Below are 16,492 nucleotides of genomic sequence, written 5' to 3'. Positions count from 1 at the left end.
GCAGGGGGTGACCTCGGAGCCGTGGGTGCGCTCCGAGGAGTCGGTGAGGGGGCGAGTGCTCAGGTGGTGGATGTGCGCAGCACGGCCACGTCCCGGGGGCCGAGGACGACGGCACCGCCGTCTCCGGTGGCGCCCACCAGGACCTCGCCGGTGAGCCCCGGGACGGTCACGGACCCGTCGGTCCGGTTGACCAGGAAGAGGAACCGGCCACCGGGTCCGCGGCGCACCGTCGCCTCCACCGATCCCCGTACGGCGGCGGGCAGTCCGCTCGTCACGCCGGCCGGTTCCAGCAGCCGCGGCAGCAGCGAAGCGAGCCCTTCGGCGCCGAGCCGCGTCGAGACGTAGGCGGCCGAACCGCTGCCCGCCGCACGCCGGGTGACGGCCGGCCGGCCCGCGTGCGGTCCGGTCGCGTAGTGGGACAGCACCTCCGTCCCCGGTGCGGTGACGGTGATGTGGTCGGTCCACAGGGTGCCGGTGCTCGTGTCGTCCAGCTCCACGCTCTGCCCGGCGGGCAGCGGGCCGAACTCCTCGACGCGGATGCCGAGCAGGTCCCGCAGGGCGCCCGGGTAGCCGCCGAGCCAGATGTGGTCGTTCTCGTCGACGACACCGGAGAAGTACGTGGTGACCAGGTGCCCGCCCTGCTCGGCGTAGCGCGTGAGGTCCTTGGCCAGCTCGGCCGGGACCAGGTGCAGTACCGGCGCGATCAGCATCCGGTGGCGGCCGAGGTCGGCGCCGGTGGTGACGACGTCGGCCCGGATGCCCAGGGCGAGCAGCGCGGAGTACCAGTCGAGCGCCTCCCGGTGGTAGTCGAGCAGCGACGTGGGGTGCGAGTCCTGCTCGCTCGCCCACCACGACTCCCAGTCGAAGAGGATGCCGACCTCGGCGGGCTCCCGCTCGCTGCCCGCGACCGGCGCCAGGGCCTTCAGGGTGTCGCCGAGCGCGGTGACCGCGCGGAACAGGTCGCTGTCGGAGCCCGCGTGCGGCACCATCGCCGAGTGGTACTTCTCGGCGCCGGCCGCGGACTGCCGCCACTGGAAGAAGCAGACCGCGTCCGCTCCGTGCGCCACGTGCGTCAGTGAGTCCCGGGCCAGCTCACCCGGTCGCTTGGCCAGGTTGACCGGCTGCCAGTTCACCGCGCTCGTCGAGTGCTCCATCAGGAACCAGGGCCGGCCGCCGGCGATCCCGCTGGTCAGGTTCGCCGAGAAGGACAGCTCGTCGCGTTCCCGGCCGCTCGGCACGACGTAGTGGTCGTTGGCGACGAAGTCCACCTCGTCCGCCCAGTCCGCGTAGTTCATGCCCTTGGTGCCGGGCATCACCATGAAGTTGGTGGTGACGGGGACGTCCGGCGTCAGCTCCCGCAGCACCTCCCGCTCCGCGCGCAGGTAGTCCTTCAGCGCGTCCGACGAGAAGCGCTTGAAGTCCAGCTGCTGGGTCGGGTTCGGGTGGGAGGCGGCCAGCCGGGGCGGCAGGATCTGCTCCCAGTCGCTGTAGCGCTGCGACCAGAACGCCGTGCCCCAGGCGTGGTTGAGGGCGTCCAGCGTGGTGTACCGCGCGCGCAGCCAGTCGCGGAAGGCCCGGGCCGCGTCGTCCGAGAAGTCGTGCGCGTTGTGGCAGCCCAGCTCGTTGTTGACGTGCCAGGCGACCAGGGCGGGATGGCCGGCGTAGCGGGTCGCCATCTCCCTGACCAGGCGCAGGGCGTGCTCGCGGAAGACCGGTGAGGTGGGGCGCCAGTGCTGGCGCGCGCCCGGCCACAGCGTCTCGCCCCGGTCGGTCACCGGGAGGATCTCGGGATGCGCGGTGGTCAGCCACGGCGGCGGGGACGCGGTGGCGGTGGCCAGGTCGACGCCGACGCCGTGGCGGTGCAGCAGGTCCATGACGTCGTCCAGCCAGGCGAAGTCCCAGACGTCGGGACCCGGCTGGAGCCGGGCCCAGGAGAAGATGCCCACGGACACGATGTTCACGCCCGCCTCGCGCATCAGCCGTACGTCCTCCTCCCACACCTCCCTGGGCCACTGCTCGGGGTTGTAGTCGGCGCCGAACCCCAGACGGGGGACGGGCGCACCGTCCGCCCCGCCCTGGAGACGGGAGAGGAGGGTGGAGATCATGGCGGTCCTTCCGGTGGGGTGCGTGCGGTGCGGGGGCGGCGCGTGCCGCGCCGGGCCCCCGCTTCGCTGCCGTTGCTGCTACTGGTCGACGGTGAAGCCCTGCTCCTTGCCGTACTTGACGGACGCCTCCTGCCAGGACTTCAGCCCCTCGGTCAGCGTGGTGCCGGACACGTACGCCTTGCCGACGGTGTCGTTGAAGACCGAGTTCGCGTACACCTGGTACGGCAGGTACGACCAGTCGTCGGGGACGTTCGAGGCCGACTCGGCGAAGATCCTGTTGGCTTTCTGGCCGCCGAAGTAGGGGAACGCGGTGTCCTGGAACCTCGTGGACTGCAGGTCCGCGGTGGTCGCCGGGAAGGCGCCGGCGCCGAGCCGGGTCTGCACGCCCTTGCCGGCGTTGGCGTACTCGACGAAGGCGTACGCCAGCGCCTCGTTCCCGCCCAGTTCCGGCAGTGCGAGCGCGCTGCCGCCGTTCTCGGCGCTGGTCCTCCCGCCCGCCTTCCACTGGGGCAGCGGGGCGACGCGCCAGTCACCGGCGGCGTTCTTCACGCCCGAGGCGAGGTTGGCGGGCATCCAGGCTCCGGTGGCCAGGGTCGCGATGGTGCCGTCGCCGAGGCCCTTGTACCACTCGTCGGTCCAGCTGGTGACGGGAGCGAGCAGCTTCTCGTCGATGAGCTGCTGCCAGGTGTCGGTGAAGGTCTTGGCGCCCTGGTCCGAGAAGTCGATCCCCACCTCGGTGCCGTCGACCGTGTAGGGGCGCGAGCCGGCCTGCCAGAGCATGCTGGTGGCGAAGCCCGCGTCACCGGTGTCCGCGGTGATGTAGGCCTTCGGGTCGGCCTCGCGCAGCTCGCGGGCGGCGTTCAGGTACTCGGCCCAGGTGGTCGGCACCTCGATGTCGTGCTTGTCGAAGACCGTCTTGTTGTAGAACAGCGCCATCGGGCCGGAGTCCATCGGCAGGGCGTAGACGCCCTCGCCGCCGGCCCGCACGCCGTTCCACGGGCCGGGGGAGTACTGCGCGGAGAGCTTGTCCGCGCCGAACGCCTTGAGGTCGGTGAGCTGCTCGGTCAGGGCGTACTGGCCCATGGCGTAGTACTCGATCTGGGCGACGTCCGGGACGCCCTTCTTCGCCGAGATCGCGTTCTGCAGCGCGGTGTACTGGTCGTTGTTGGTGCCCGCGTTGACGAGCTCGACCTTGACGCCGGGGTGCTCCTTCTCGAAGTCGGTCGCCACCTGTTCGAGCGTGGGCTCCCACGCCCAGACGGTGATGGTGCCGCCCTTCTTCAGGGCGGCCTGGACGTCCGCCTGGGAGACCGCCTTCCGGTCCGACCCTCCGTCGTCGGATCCGCCGCAGGCGGCGGCCCCGAGGGCGAGGGCGCAGAGGAGGCCTGTTCCGCGCAGCAGGCGGCGCGAGTGCTTGGGCATGGGTGTGCTTCCACTTCTTCGTGGCCGTGACCGGCACCGTTGGGGTCGGAGGGAGGGGCGTGGGAGGGGAGCGGGCGTGGGCTACCCCTTGACGCTTCCGGCGGCGAGTCCGGACTGCCAGTACCTCTGGAGCAGCAGGAACGCGGCGATCAGCGGCAGGATGGTGAGGAGGGAGCCGGTGACGACCAGGTTGAAGACGGCCTCGCCGCCGGCGGTCGCGGCCTGGGCGTTCCAGCTGTTCAGGCCCAGGGTCAGTGGATACCAGTCGGGGTCCTTGAGCATGACCAGCGGCAGGAAGTAGTTGTTCCAGGTCGCGACCATGGTGAACAGCAGGACGGTGACGATGCCGGGGGCCAGCAGCGGTAGCGCGACCCGGAAGAACGTGCGCACCTCGCCCGCGCCGTCGATGCGGGCCGCCTCCATCAGTTCGGTCGGGACGGCCTCGCTCGCGAAGACCCACATCAGGTACAGGCCGAACGGTGAGATCAGGGACGGGATGATCACCGCCCAGGGCGTGTTGGTGAGCCCCATCTCGCTGAACATCAGGAAGGTGGGCACCGCGAGCGCCGTACCCGGCACGGCCACCGCGCCGATGACGACGGCGAAGACGGCACGCCGGCCGGGGAAGTCGAACTTGGCGAGCGCGTAGCCACCGAGCACGGCGAGCAGGGTGGCGCCGCCCGCGCCCAGCACCACGTACAGCAGGGTGTTCAGCAGCCAGCGGGTGAAGACGCCGTCGTCGTAGGTGAAGGTCTCGCCGATGTTCTCCCACAGCGCGAAGTCGCTGTCGAACCACAGGCCGAAGGAGCGGGACAGGCCCTCCTGCGTCTTGGTGGCGCTGATGGCGAGCCAGACCAGCGGCACCAGGCTGTACAGGAGCACCAGCCCGGTCAGGACGGTCAGCAGGACGCTGCGCCGGGGCCTGTCGGGGGAGTGCCGGCGCCGCGGGGCGCGCAGCCTGGGAGCGGAGCCCGAAGCGCCGGACGGCGCGGTCGCGGAACGGTCGGTGACGGTGGCGACGGAACCGGTCATCGCTGCTTCACACTCCCTTGCGCATGCCGCGCAGCTGGACGACGTAGGCGACGACCATGGTGATCAGCCCCATGACGATGGCGACCGTCGCGGAGTAGTTGTGCTGCTGTCCGTTGAAGGACAGCGAGTACGTGTAGAAGTTCGGGGTGTAGTCGGTGGTGAGGGCGTTGGGGGCCAGCGGTTGCAGGATGCTGGGCTCGTTGAAGAGCTGGAAGCTGCCGATGATCGAGAAGATCGTCGCGATCACCAGCGCCCCGCGGATGGCCGGGAGCTTGATGGCGGTGATCACACGGATCTGCCCGGCACCGTCGATCTGGGCCGCCTCGTACAGCGAGTGCGGGATCACGCGCAGCGCCGCGTAGAAGATCAGCATGTTGTAGCCGACGAACTCCCAGGTCACGATGTTGCCGATGGAGGCGAGCACCAGGTCGGGGGAGAGCGGGTCGGGCAGCGAGACGCCGAACGCGCTGTTGATGTCGCCGACCAGACCGAAGCGGGTGCCGTACATAAAGCCCCACATCAGGGTGGCCACCACGGCGGGCACGGCGTACGGCAGGAAGATGGAGATGCGGAAGAAGTCCCGTCCGTACAGGCGCCCGCTGTCCAGCGCCAGGGCCACCAGCAGCGCGATGCCGAGCATGACCGGCACCTGGACGGCCAGGAAGAGCGAGACCCGGCCGATCGCGGCCCAGAACCGGTCGTCCTGGAGCGCCCGGGTGTAGTTGTCCAGTCCGACGAACGTGTTCCCGCCGATGAGCTGGTCGCGGAAGAGGCTGAGGTACACGGAGTACGCGATCGGCGCGAGGAACACCAGGGCGAACACGGCCACGAAGGGGCCGAGGAAGCCCCACCCCGTCCAGGAGCGGCGGTCCCGCCCGGTCGGCGGCGGCGCAGGCCGCGGCCCGGCGGCGACCGGCTCTTGCAGCGTCGTCATGTCGTCCCTCGCTCGTCCACGTCCTGGAACACGGGCGTCGGCCGGACGGTGCTCCGCGCGGGCCGCGCCCTGTGATGTTTACGCAAACATCGACCGCCTGGGTAGAGGGTGGTGAGTGTTATGTTTACGTAAACATCCGGTGGCGGCATGTCTACACTGCCCGGATGACGACGGTCAAGGGTTCGCGGAGACCCCGGACCGTGCGGGGAACAGGAGAGGTGGCGGACGGCGAGTGGGCACGGCAGAGAGGGCCATGGCGGAGGCGCCGGCGGCGGCCGCGGGCGCGAAACGCAGCCGCGGCGCCGGCCGGACGGCCTCGATGGCGGACGTGGCCCGGCTGGCGGGGGTCTCCTCGCAGACCGTCTCCCGCGTCTCCAACGGCTACGCCGGGGTGAACGAGGAGACCCGGCAGCAGGTGCTGGCGGCCATGAAGGAGCTGGGCTACCGGCCCAACAGCGCGGCCAGGGCGCTCAAACGCGGCGAGTTCCGCACCATCGGGGTCATCACCTTCTCGCTGGCGACCACGGGCAACGTGCGGACCCTGGAGGCCATCGCGACCTCTGCGGCGGGCGAGGGGTACGCGGTGACGCTGCTGCCGGTCGCCGTCCCCACCCAGGACGAGGTGCGCGGTGCCTTCTCCCGGCTGGAGGAGCTCGCCGTCGACGCGGTGATCGTCATCATGGAGGTCCACCTGCTGGACGCGGTGACCCTTCAGCTGCCGCCGCACGTCCAGGTCGTGGTGGTCGACTCCGACGCGGGTGAGCACTACACGGTCGTCGACACCGACCAGGCCGGCGGTACCCGCGCCGCCGTGCGCCATCTGCTGGACCTCGGGCACGACACGGTGTGGCACCTGGGCGGCCCCGAGGGCTCCTTCGCGGCGCAGCGCCGTACGGACGCCTGGCGGCGCACGCTCACCGAGGCCGGCCGCACCCCGCCGCCGCTGTTCCGGGGCGACTGGTCGGCGGAGTCCGGCTACCGCGCCGGCCTGGAGCTGGCCGCCCGGGAGGAGTGCACGGCCGTCTTCGCGGCCAACGACCAGATGGCCCTCGGCCTCCTGCGCGCCCTGCACGAACGCGGCCGGCGCGTCCCCGAGGACGTCAGCGTCATCGGCTTCGACGACATCCCGGAGGCCGGCTCCTTCCTGCCGCCGCTGACCACGGTGCACCAGGACTTCGCCGAGGTGGGCAGGCTCTGCGTGGAGGCGGTGCTGCGCAAGATGCGTCAGGAGGGCCCGGAGCGGGGCACGACGCTCGTGCCGACGCGGCTCGTGCCCCGGGCGAGCGCGGCGCCGCCGCCCGGGCGGGGGTGACCGGAGGGGCGGCCGGCTCGGGGGCGGTCGGGGTGCTCGGGGTGGTCGGCACGGGGCGATCGCGTACGGGGCGGGAGGGCGTGAGCACGGTCGGTGCCGGTGCCGGTCCCGGTTCTGGGGCTCTGCCACCGGTGTCGCGGTGGAAGCCGCCGGACGACGCCGCGTACGGCCGACCGCTGCGGCGCGCACAGCCGCACGCTGTCAGTCCCGGTCGACGCGGTCGATGTTCCGGGTCCACCAGTGGTGCTCGCAGAACCAGTGGCCGACCATCGAGCCGCCGAAGACGACGAACCCGACCCCGATCAGCCAGGACTCCACCACCAGGACGATGCCCACCGTGCCGTAGCTGATCGCGTTGTCGAGGATGAGCGGCGTGAAGACGAGGTAGGAGAAGCCCCGCAGACCGATCAGGCCCACCACGGTCGCGATGGCCCCGGGCAGCAGGTCCCGCCAGCGCACCTGGCTGCCCAGCAGGAAGTGCTGGCCCCACCAGAAGAACAGGACTCCCGTCGCCGTGGACAGGGCGATCCGCAGCGACCCGTGCAGGGCGGTCCGCGTCTGCACCTCCTGGTAGAGGTAGGCGGTCAGCGCGATCACCCAGGTCAGTTGCCGCCAGACGCGGTGCCACGGGCCCGAGGGGAGTTCCCAGATGCGCTCGTAGCCGTTCTGCACGCTCGCCGCGAAGGACACACCGAACACGGCCAGCGCGATGCCACCCCACACGCTCGTCGTGCCGACCACTTTGGGCGGCGGACTGAAGATGTCGGTCAGCACGCGGGCGGACCGGCCGGACAGTCCCATGCCGTCGGACAGCCAGGACGCGAACCCCCCGCGTCCCAGGGGGTCGAAGGCGGCCACCACGATCAGCAGCGGGGCCAGCGTGACCAGCGCCAGGGTGGCGAACCCCATGGCCCGGTGCATCAGCTCCAGGTCCCGGCCGCGCCGGACGAGGGAGGACGCGGCCAACCGGTCCCACACTCGGTGGAACGGCTGCCAGAACCGGTTCACGGGAAGCTCCTCGGGCGGGCCCCTCGACGGCGCGCGGACGCGCAACTGAGTGACCCGGGCGGCGACCGGACAAACGTGCCGCCCCCCGGACGCCCGCCGCACGCCACCCTGACGGCCCTTGCCGTGGGGCCGTCCGGGAGGGGGCGCCGCCCGACGCGGCCTCCGGCGCCTCGGCCGCCCCGATGGGCCTCCACGGCGGGCGAGGCCCGCGGGGCGAGCGACGCCCGCGGTCCGGGGGCTCGGCCCGGCGGTCCGGGGCGTCGGCGCCGAGCCGTACGGAGGGACCCGGCGCGCCCGTGGTCCGCCTCCCGGCCCGGGTCAGGGATCCGTGCGCTGCTGCTCGCGCATCCGCTCGTTGTGCCAGGCGATCGCGGCGCGTATCTGCGGCTCCTGGAGGCCGGTCCGGCAGCCGAGCTGGTCCATGGAGAGCCCCGTGGGACCACTGGTCAGGGCGCGGGTGAGCTTCGCCGCCCACAGCTCCTCCGTCACGAAGGGCCGGTGCGCGTAGCCGTCCTTGATCACCTCGAAGTGGGCGTCGCAGCACGCGGTGACGCGCCGCAGCCCGTCGAAGCAGTCCTCGGTGGCGTGCGCCGCCGAGGAGTCCGGTACGTAACCGCCCACGGCCTCCCTCTCGGGGAAGACCCTGGCGCACAGGTCGCACAGCTCCATGGGGACCGGCTTGGCGGCCCGACGGCTCTTTCTGCCCTTGCGCTTCCACATGGCGACTCCCGGGGTGCCACACAGCAGTGTCGACGCCGTGTGCCGATTCGGGTTCGGCGTCCGGAATGCCGGAGTTACCCGCAGGGCGGCGGGCAAACGCCCCGCGGGTACGCCCCTGGTCCGGCCCGGTGCGCCGGACGCCGGTCAGCCCAGCCGGACCGGCAGCTCGAAGAGGTCGTTCTGCGTGACCACCGGCTTGTTGCGCAGTTCCGAGGCCGGCACCGCCAGGTCCAGCCGCGGGAAGCGGGTGTAGAGGGCCGGGAGGGCCACGCCGGCCTCCAGCCGGGACAGGGCGGCGCCGGGGCACACGTGGGGGCCGTGCCCGAAGGAGATGTGCCGGCTCTGCGAGACGCGGGTGATGTCGAACTCGCCGGCCGAGGGACCGTGCGCCCGCTCGTCCCGGCCCAGCGCGCCGTACGACACGATCAGCGCGTCGCCGGCGGGGATCACCCGGTCGCCGACCGGGACGTCCTCGGTCGCGAAGCGGATCAGGACGTGCGAGGTGGGGGTCGAGTAACGCAGCGTCTCCTCGACGACCGCGGACCAGTCGGCCTGCCCGGACAGCACCAGGTCCCGCTGCTCGGGGTGGGTGGACAGGTTGACCACGGAGTTCACGATGAGCGAGATCGTGGTCTCGTGGCCCGCGGCCACCATCAGCTGCAACGTGGAGACGATCTCCTCGTCGGTGAGGTGGTCGCCGTCCTCCGCGGCCAGGATCAGGGCACTGGTCAGGTCGTCACCGGGCGCGGCGCGCTTCGCGGCGACCGTGTCGGCCATGATCCCGGCCAGCTCGGTGAGGGTCGACACGACCTCCTCGGGCGGCGTCTGCGTCGAGAAGAACTTCTCGAACAGCACCTTCAGCCTGGGCAGCCTGACCTCCTCGATGCCCATGAGGTCGGCGACGACGTACATCGGCAGCGGGTAGGCGAAGGCGGCCTTGAGGTCGACGACACCGCCGTCCGCCGGCAGTTCGTCCAGCAGCCGGTCGGTCAGCTCGGTGATCCGCTTGCGCATGTGCTCCACCCGGCGCGCCGTGAGCGCCTGCGCCACGAGCGTCCGCAGCCGCCGGTGCTCGGCGCCGTCCACGGTGAGCATGGAACGGCCCGGGTTGGCCAGCCCGATCAGCGGCCAGTCCGCGGGGATCTCGCCGCGCTGCCACGCCCCCCACACGTTGATGTCCTTGACCAGGCGGGGGTCGGTGAGGAGGGCCTTCGCCTCGGCGTGGTGGGTGACCGCCCACACGGGCACCCCGCCCGGCAGCTCCACCGCGGCGAGCGGACCGGCCGCGCGCAGCCGGGCGCTCTCGTCGTCCAGGTCGGTGACGAACGGGTCCAGAGGTATCCGGGCTTCTTCGGTGCCGGTCGTCATGCTGACGTGCCTCCCAGGGCGGTGGTCGGGGTGAAGCGCACGGGCAGTTCGGTCAGCCCCCGCAGCCAGGGCGAGGGGCGACGGGTGAGGGACCCGGCGGGTACGGCCAGGTCGATGTCCGGCAGCCGGTCGAGGACGACCTCGATGCCCGTGCGCGCGATGACCTCGGCGACCTCCTGGGCGGGGAACGGGCAGCGGTGCTCACCGTGGCCGAAGGAGAAGTGCGCGTTGTTGCCGCCGGTGAGGGCCGAGCCGTCGGTGCGGACCTGCGGATCGGAGTTGGCGCCCTGGAGACCGAGCAGCAGCAGGTCGCCGGCGCGGATGCGGCGGCCGCCGAGCTGGGTGTCGCGGGACGCCCACCGGCCGGCCACGTTCTGTGTCGGCGTGTCCTCCCACAGCACCTCGTTCATCGCCTCGGCGACGCTGTTGCGGCCACCGAACAGGGAGGCGGCGAAGCGGTCGTCGGTCAGCATCAGGCGCAGCGAGTTGCCGATCCAGTCCGCGGTCGGCTGGTGCCCGGCGGCCATCATCACCATCAGGTCCTGGGCGATCTCCTCCTCGCTGAAGCCGCCGGTGTCGGCCAGCATCCGGGAGGCGACGTCGTCGGCGGGCGCCGCCTTCCGGTCGGCGAGGAGCCGCGCCATCGACGTGCCGAGGTGCGTCTGGCCGGCGATGGCCCGCTCCCTGCCGTCGATCATGTCGTTGAGGGCGGTGACGAGCGCCGGGCCCTCCTCGTCGGAGAAGCCGTACAGGCGGGTCAGCACCCGCACCGGCAGCAGCATGGCGTAGTCGCCGACGAGGTCGGCCTCGCCCTTGGCGCAGAGCCGGTCGACCAGTTCGTCGGCGAACCGTTCGGCATGGCCCCGCAGCACGTGCGGGTCGACGGCCTCCAGCGCGTCGCTGATCATGGCGGCGCGCTCGCGGTGCCGCTCGCCGACCGTGTAGAGGATCGACGGCTGCTTGCGGCCGATCATCGGCAGCAGCGGCCAGTCGGCGGGGATGTTCTCCCACTGGTTCCACAGGTCGGAGTCCCGGCTGAACAGCACCGGGTCGCCGGTCACCTGGTGCAGTTCCCGGTAGCCGAGCACCAGCCACGCGGGGACGTCCCCGTCGAGCAGCACCGGGGTGACGGCACCGTGCTCGCGCCGCATCTGCCGGTACAGCAGGGCGGGTTCGGTCTGGAAGCGGGGACCGCTGAGCGGTACGGCGTCGGTGGCGTCGGTGCTCACGCGAACTCCTGTCGGGGCTGGGCGGCGTAGGACGCCTGGAGGTGCTCGACCAGCGCGATCAGCACCTGCTTGCTGGACTCGCGGGACCGGGCGTCGCAGGAGACCAGGGGCACCCGGGGGTCCAGGTCGAGGGCCTCGCGGACGGCCTCGGGGGAGTGCCGGGGGCCGCCGAAGTCGTTGCAGGCGACGATGAACGGCGTGCCGTGGTGCTCCAGGCGGTCGATGGCGTACCAGGAGTCGTCGATGCGGCGGGTGTCCACCAGGACCACCGCGCCCAGCGTGCCGGAGAACAGCCGGTCCCACAGGAACCAGAAGCGCTCCTGACCGGGAGCGCCGAACAGGTACAGCACGTTGCGCGTGTCGAGGCTGATGCGGCCGAAGTCGAAGGCCACGGTCGTCGCGGTCTTCCCGCGCACCTCGCTGATGTCGTCGACCGCCTCGCCGGCCCGCGTCATGGTCTCCTCGGTGTTGAGGGGACGGATCTCGCTGACCGAGCGGACCATGGTCGTCTTGCCGACACCGAACCCGCCCACGACCACGATCTTCAGACCGTTGTCGGCGGACGCACCCAGCGGTGTGCGCGCTGGTGTGGAGGCGTCAGAGATTGCGGAGTCCAACGAGCACCTGCTCCAGGATGTCGGGATCGGGGACGGCTGCCTTGCGCGGGTGGCGCACGCTCACACGCCCTGCGGCGTGCAGGTCGGAGAGCAGGATCTTGGTGATGCTCACCGGCAGCCGCAGTTCGGCGGCGATCTCCACCACCGCCGTGGGGGCCTCGGTCATCCGCAGGATCGCCGTGTGCTCCGACTGCATGCCGGGCCCCGGCTCGCACTCGGCGACGATGAGCGTGACCAGGTCGAAGGGGCTGTCGGGCCCCGACCGGCTGCGCCCCTGGGTGAGGGTGTAGAGGCGGTCGGGTGCGTCGTCCCTGCCGGGGCGGCTCATGACGTGCGGGGCTGCGCGGTGAGGTGCTCGCCGAGCTGCTCGATGAGCTCGCTCATGTTGTGCCCGACGAGCCCCGCGTCCGCGTCCTCCGAGGTGACGACGGCCAGGTGCGCGCCGTCGCCCGCCTCGACGATGAAGAGGATGCCGCCGTAGAACTCGGTCATGGCCGAGCGCACACCGCCGCTGCCGTCCCCGAACTCCACGGACGCGCCGTGGGACAGCGACTGGATGCCGGCGGCGATCGCGGCGAGCTGGTCGGCCTGGTCGACGGAGAGCTCGGGGGTGCGGCACAGTTTGAGTCCGTCCCGGGAGAGGACGAGCGCGTGCCGCGCGCCCGGAGTGCGCTCCAGGAGGCCCTCGATGAGCCAGGTGAGCTTCTCGTCGGCGGTGGTCGAGCCGGTCATGAGGTGGTGTCGCCTTCCGGGTGCGCGTGCGAGTGGGACGGGTGGTCGGGGGCCGTCTCGGTGGGTGCGGGGGCGGCGGGCTCCGGCTGCGGGGCGGTACCCCGCGAACCGGTGGGGCCGGCGGGCCGTACCGCCTGGCGGAAGCTGCTGAAGCGGGCCGCGCGCACCTTCGCGTCGTCGGCGGGCGGGGCGGGGCGGGGCTCGTCGGCCCTGGTCGTGGAGCGGCCGCGTTCGGCCGCGGCGAGGGTGCGGCCGCGGCGCCGCTTGGGCAGCTCGGTGGCCGGCTCGGCCGACCCGCCCGGCCCGCGGTCGGCGGACTCGTGGACGGGAAGCGGTTCGGAGTCCGCGCCGGCGGGGGCGAGGTCGTCGGCGCCGCCGGGAGCGGGCGCGGCGGCGGGTGACACCGTGGGGCGCGGCGGATCCGCCGCGGTCGCGGGGGCCGTGGCGGCCGGGTTCGTGGTGGTGTCGTCCGAGGCCGCCGCGGGCGCGGTGGTCCGGCCGGACGCCGCCGGGCTCGAGGCCGGGCTCTGGGGAACGGCCGGACCGCTCAGGATGTCCTGGGGGATGAGCATCAGCACGCCGGTGCCGCCGCGCGCGGACGGCCGGAAGGACACCTTCAGCCCGTACTTCGCCGACAGCCGGCCCACCACGGCGAGGCCCAGCCGGGTGCCGGTCAGGCCGCCGATCCCGGCGGTGTCGCCGGAGACCGCCTTCTGGGCGCGGCGCAGTTGCACCTCGCCCATCACCAGTCCGCTGTCCTCCACGGACACGATGACGCCGGCGGGCACCTCCTCCACGTACACATGGACCTCGGCGGTCGGCGGGGAGAAGTTCGCCGCGTTGTCCAGGAGTTCGGCCAGGGCGTGCATGACGCCCTCGGCGGCGTGCCCGGCCACCGCGCGGTCACTGGCCGAGTGGACGCGCACCCGCTGGTACCCGGCGATACGTCCCATCGCCCCGCGCAGGATCGACTCCATGCCGATGGGCCGCGCCCAACGGCGTCCGGAGCGGGCGCCGGTGAGGACGGCGACGGAGTCGGCCAGCCGGCCCGCCTGAGCGGTGCGGTGGTCGAGGTGCAGCAGGTCGGTGAGGACGTCCTCGTCGCCGTGCCGCTCCTCCATGGCCCGCAGGTCGGCCAGCATCCCCGTGGCCAGCGCCTGCATCCGGCCGGCCGCGTTGGCGGTCGCCGAGACGGCGGCGGCGCGCTCACTCGTCGCCTGCTCCAACGCCGCCCGCAGCCGGTCGGCCTCCTCGGTGAGCCGGGCGACCTCCTGGACCCGCTGCTCGGCCAGACGGCGGCGCTCGTGCTCGAAACCGTCCGCCAGTCGCTCCCGCTCCCGGTCGAACTCGGCCAGCAGCAGCGCCCGTTCGCGGTCGGCCTCCGCCCGCAGGCGCTGCTGCTCCCGTTCCGCCCGCTCGGCGAGGTGGGCGCGGTCCCGGGTGAGTCCGCTGACGTCCGCGCGTGCGGCGTCCAGCAGACGGCGGGCGGCCCGTCCCCCGCGCACGGCGTGCACGGCCACGGTCACCGCCACACACAGCAGGATCGCCGCGGCGCTCGCGCCCAGGCCGAGGGGAACCCGTACCGAGGGCGGTGCCGCGGCGACGGCGCCGCCCACGACGAGCGCCGAGACCACCGCGCAGGGCAGGGCCGTGGATACGAGGGCGCGGGGAGCGGTTCGGTCGCCGGGGCGGGCGGGCGCGGTCATCAATCGGGTCCTCGCCAGGCCGCCTAAGCGGCCCTCGTGTCGTCCTTCGGGGCGCGTGCGGGCAGGCAGCTTTCACGCGGCACGCAACTGGCGATCACTATACGAGAGTCGGCGATCCGAATGAGAAGGGTCTTGCTCAATTCCCGCGCGCTTTCCGTCGGTTTCTCGCGATGCGGTCACAGGCGCTCGCCGGCCACGTCGGCTTCGCTCGGCGTCCGCCCGGAGTGCCGGCGGCTGTGCGCCCTGAGCGTCCGCAGCCGGTCGAGGCGGGCGATCACGGGGGAGGCGGTCACCCCGTGCAGGACGACCGAGGCGAGGACGGTGAAGGCCACCACGGCCCACAGCTCCCCGGCCGGCACGTGGAAGCCCTCCGTTCCGAGGGCGTGCGCGAGATAGAACAGCGAGCCGATGCCGCGGATGCCGAAGAAGGCGGTGACGAGCCGCTCCCGCGGTCCCGCGGCCGTCCCGAGCTGCGCGACCCACCCGGCGGCCGGCCGTGCCACGAGCAGCACGAGCAGACCGACGGCCGCGCCCCGCCAGGTCAGGTCGGCCAACGCACCCTGCGCGACACAGGCCCCCAGCAGAAAGAGGAGCCCGGCGGTCAGCAGCCGCTCGACCTGCTCGACGAAGTCGTGCAGCACGGCGTGGTAGCCGTGGTCGCGTTCGGCGGCGCGGACGCTGCAGGCGGTGACGAAGACCGCCAGGAAGCCGTAGCCGTGGGCGAGTTCGGTGACGCCGTAGGACAGGAAGGTGGCACCCAGGGCGACGAAGCCCTCGCGGTGTTCGGACAACCGGAACGACTCCGGGCCGGCGCGGAAGAACAGCCAGCCGAGCAGTCTGCCGACGGCCAGGCCCGCCAGGACGCCGACCACGCACCCGTACAGCAGGTCGACCAGCAGCCAGTGCCCGACCCAGGCACCGGACACGCCGGTGCCCGCGGCCGCCGTCAGCGCGATCGCGGCCATGACGACCGGGAAGGCCAGGCCGTCGTTGAGACCCGCCTCCCCGGTGAGCGCGAACCGGACCTCGTCCTCGTCGTGCTCGGAGTCGGTGGGCGCGCCCACCCGCACCTCGGAGGCGAGGACCGGGTCGGTGGGTGCCAGCACCGCGGCGAGCAGCAGCGCGGCGGCCGGCGGCCAGTCCAGCAGCCACCACGCGAGCAGCCCCGTGGCCGCGATGGTCAGGGGCATGGTGATGCCGATCAGCCGCCAGGGAGCCTGCCAACGACGCAGACCGAAGGGACGGTTCAGCGCGAGACCGGCCCCCATCAGGGAGATGATCACGCAGATCTCGGTGAGGTGCTCCACCCACACGCGGTCGCGTACGAGGTCGATCTCGGGCAGCGGTGTGGGGAGCAGTTGCAGGGCGATGCCGCAGAGCAGGAAGACGAGCGGCATGGACAGGGCCCGTCCGGCCACCAGCCGGGGGATGACGGCCGCGCCGAGCGCACCCGCTCCCAGTACGGCGAAGGAGAAGTCGGCCATGGTCATCGCTGTCGTGTGCCCACTGCCGCCGGGCCGTACGCCATCCGGTGCGCGTCCCGGTCCGGGGCGCGCTCCCGCGGATCAGGGCGGGCCGCCCCGCTCGCAGACCTGGCGGGCGACGTCACGGAGCTTCACGTTGTGGTCCTGCGAGTACCGGCGCAGCACCGCGAAGGCCTGGTCCTCGGTCAGCCGCCGGCTGCCCATGAGGATGCCCATGGCCTCGCCGATGGTGTGCCGGCTGCCGATCGCCTCCTGCATCTGCGCGTGCGTGCGGGCGCTGGAGAAGGCGACGGCGGCGTGGGAGGCGAGCAGCCAGCCGGCCAGCTCGCTGGCCTCGGTGAACGCCCCCGGCCGGTAGGAGTAGAGGTTCAGGGCCCCGAGGTCCTCGTCCTCGGTGAAGAGCAGGAAGCCCATCATGCTGCCGAGCCCCAGCTTGCGGGCCTCCGGCACGTACTCGGGCCAGCGCCGTGCGTGGTCGGTGAAGTCGGCGATCCGGAACTGCCGCTGCCCCTCGGAGGTGCGCGCGGCGTCGAAGCACGGACCTTCCCCGACCCGCCCTTGCAGATCGTCGCTGTCTGCCACGACCTGGTCGGTGGGGGCGAGCGACTGCACCTGGTCGCCGCGCAGGATGAGGATGCCGGCGGCGTCGCAGCCCTCCACCAGTTCCGTGGCCGAACCGGTGATGCGCTCCAGTGTGTCGTTCACCGATTCCTGGGCCAGCAGATCGCGTGCCAGCGACGCCATCTGCTCGGCGAACCCGCGCCAGTCCTCCATATCGCCACCTCCTCGTTCCTAGGGGTGCCCAAAGACGACCGGACGCAAC

Annotated in this window: 15 protein-coding genes; 1 reads left to right on the top strand and 14 read right to left on the bottom strand. The window is 72.5% G+C overall.

The window, feature by feature from the left end:
* Positions 1–59: 59 nt before the first annotated feature.
* The 4 genes from ACZ6EG_RS07760 to ACZ6EG_RS07745 form a co-directional block, all read right to left on the bottom strand.
* Positions 60–2,105 (bottom strand): beta-galactosidase, encoded by a 2,046-nt coding sequence (locus ACZ6EG_RS07760; RefSeq protein ID WP_391969048.1) that lies wholly within the window; start codon positions 2,103–2,105, stop codon positions 60–62.
* Positions 2,106–2,183: 78 nt separating this feature from the next.
* Complete coding sequence (locus ACZ6EG_RS07755; protein WP_391969047.1) at positions 2,184–3,527, bottom strand: ABC transporter substrate-binding protein; 1,344 nt, start codon at positions 3,525–3,527, stop codon at positions 2,184–2,186.
* An 81-nt stretch (positions 3,528–3,608) separates the two neighbouring features.
* On the bottom strand, positions 3,609–4,559 hold the full coding sequence (locus tag ACZ6EG_RS07750) for a carbohydrate ABC transporter permease (protein WP_391969046.1): 951 nt from the start codon (positions 4,557–4,559) through the stop codon (positions 3,609–3,611).
* 7 nt (positions 4,560–4,566) lie between these two features.
* Positions 4,567–5,493 (bottom strand): carbohydrate ABC transporter permease, encoded by a 927-nt coding sequence (locus ACZ6EG_RS07745; RefSeq protein WP_469602553.1) that lies wholly within the window; start codon positions 5,491–5,493, stop codon positions 4,567–4,569.
* Between the two features lie 319 nt (positions 5,494–5,812).
* Here ACZ6EG_RS07745 and ACZ6EG_RS07740 point away from each other — a divergent pair, with 319 nt between their 5' ends.
* Entirely contained in the window at positions 5,813–6,805 is a 993-nt protein-coding gene (locus tag ACZ6EG_RS07740) for a LacI family DNA-binding transcriptional regulator (protein WP_391969117.1), read from the top strand.
* Between the two features lie 201 nt (positions 6,806–7,006).
* Here the strand turns inward: ACZ6EG_RS07740 and ACZ6EG_RS07735 are convergent, their stop codons facing one another.
* The 10 genes from ACZ6EG_RS07735 to ACZ6EG_RS07690 form a co-directional block, all read right to left on the bottom strand.
* On the bottom strand, positions 7,007–7,813 hold the full coding sequence (locus ACZ6EG_RS07735; RefSeq protein WP_391969045.1) for a ribonuclease BN: 807 nt from the start codon (positions 7,811–7,813) through the stop codon (positions 7,007–7,009).
* 318 nt (positions 7,814–8,131) lie between these two features.
* The gene (locus ACZ6EG_RS07730) at positions 8,132–8,533 is read right to left on the bottom strand and encodes a hypothetical protein (protein ID WP_469602551.1); all 402 of its coding nucleotides are present in this window, start codon (positions 8,531–8,533) and stop codon (positions 8,132–8,134) included.
* Positions 8,534–8,677: 144 nt separating this feature from the next.
* Complete coding sequence (locus tag ACZ6EG_RS07725) at positions 8,678–9,901, bottom strand: cytochrome P450 family protein (RefSeq protein ID WP_391969043.1); 1,224 nt, start codon at positions 9,899–9,901, stop codon at positions 8,678–8,680.
* On the bottom strand, positions 9,898–11,130 hold the full coding sequence (locus ACZ6EG_RS07720; RefSeq protein ID WP_391969042.1) for a cytochrome P450: 1,233 nt from the start codon (positions 11,128–11,130) through the stop codon (positions 9,898–9,900). Before ACZ6EG_RS07720 ends, ACZ6EG_RS07725 begins: the two co-directional genes overlap by 4 nt.
* Positions 11,127–11,747, bottom strand: a complete 621-nt coding sequence (locus ACZ6EG_RS07715; RefSeq protein WP_469602547.1) for a GTP-binding protein — start codon at positions 11,745–11,747, stop codon at positions 11,127–11,129. Before ACZ6EG_RS07715 ends, ACZ6EG_RS07720 begins: the two co-directional genes overlap by 4 nt.
* Positions 11,728–12,075, bottom strand: coding sequence for a DUF742 domain-containing protein (locus ACZ6EG_RS07710; protein ID WP_356609609.1), 348 nt, complete (start codon positions 12,073–12,075; stop codon positions 11,728–11,730). Before ACZ6EG_RS07710 ends, ACZ6EG_RS07715 begins: the two co-directional genes overlap by 20 nt.
* Positions 12,072–12,479: a roadblock/LC7 domain-containing protein gene (locus tag ACZ6EG_RS07705; RefSeq protein ID WP_356609611.1), complete on the bottom strand. Its 408-nt coding sequence runs from the start codon at positions 12,477–12,479 to the stop codon at positions 12,072–12,074. The genes ACZ6EG_RS07710 and ACZ6EG_RS07705 overlap by 4 nt, the downstream gene beginning before the upstream one ends.
* A complete protein-coding gene (locus tag ACZ6EG_RS07700) occupies positions 12,476–14,185 on the bottom strand; it encodes an ATP-binding protein (RefSeq protein ID WP_469602544.1) in 1,710 nt (569 codons plus the stop codon). Before ACZ6EG_RS07700 ends, ACZ6EG_RS07705 begins: the two co-directional genes overlap by 4 nt.
* A gap of 176 nt (positions 14,186–14,361) precedes the next feature.
* On the bottom strand, positions 14,362–15,675 hold the full coding sequence (locus ACZ6EG_RS07695) for a cation:proton antiporter (RefSeq protein WP_469602541.1): 1,314 nt from the start codon (positions 15,673–15,675) through the stop codon (positions 14,362–14,364).
* 75 nt (positions 15,676–15,750) lie between these two features.
* Complete coding sequence (locus tag ACZ6EG_RS07690; RefSeq protein WP_391969039.1) at positions 15,751–16,443, bottom strand: GAF and ANTAR domain-containing protein; 693 nt, start codon at positions 16,441–16,443, stop codon at positions 15,751–15,753.
* Positions 16,444–16,492: the final 49 nt, after the last annotated feature.

The sequence above is a fragment of the Streptomyces sp. NPDC041968 genome (assembly GCF_055589025.1).
Note: the sequence above shows the minus strand (reverse complement) of the source record. Positions and strands in the feature narration are given on the sequence as shown.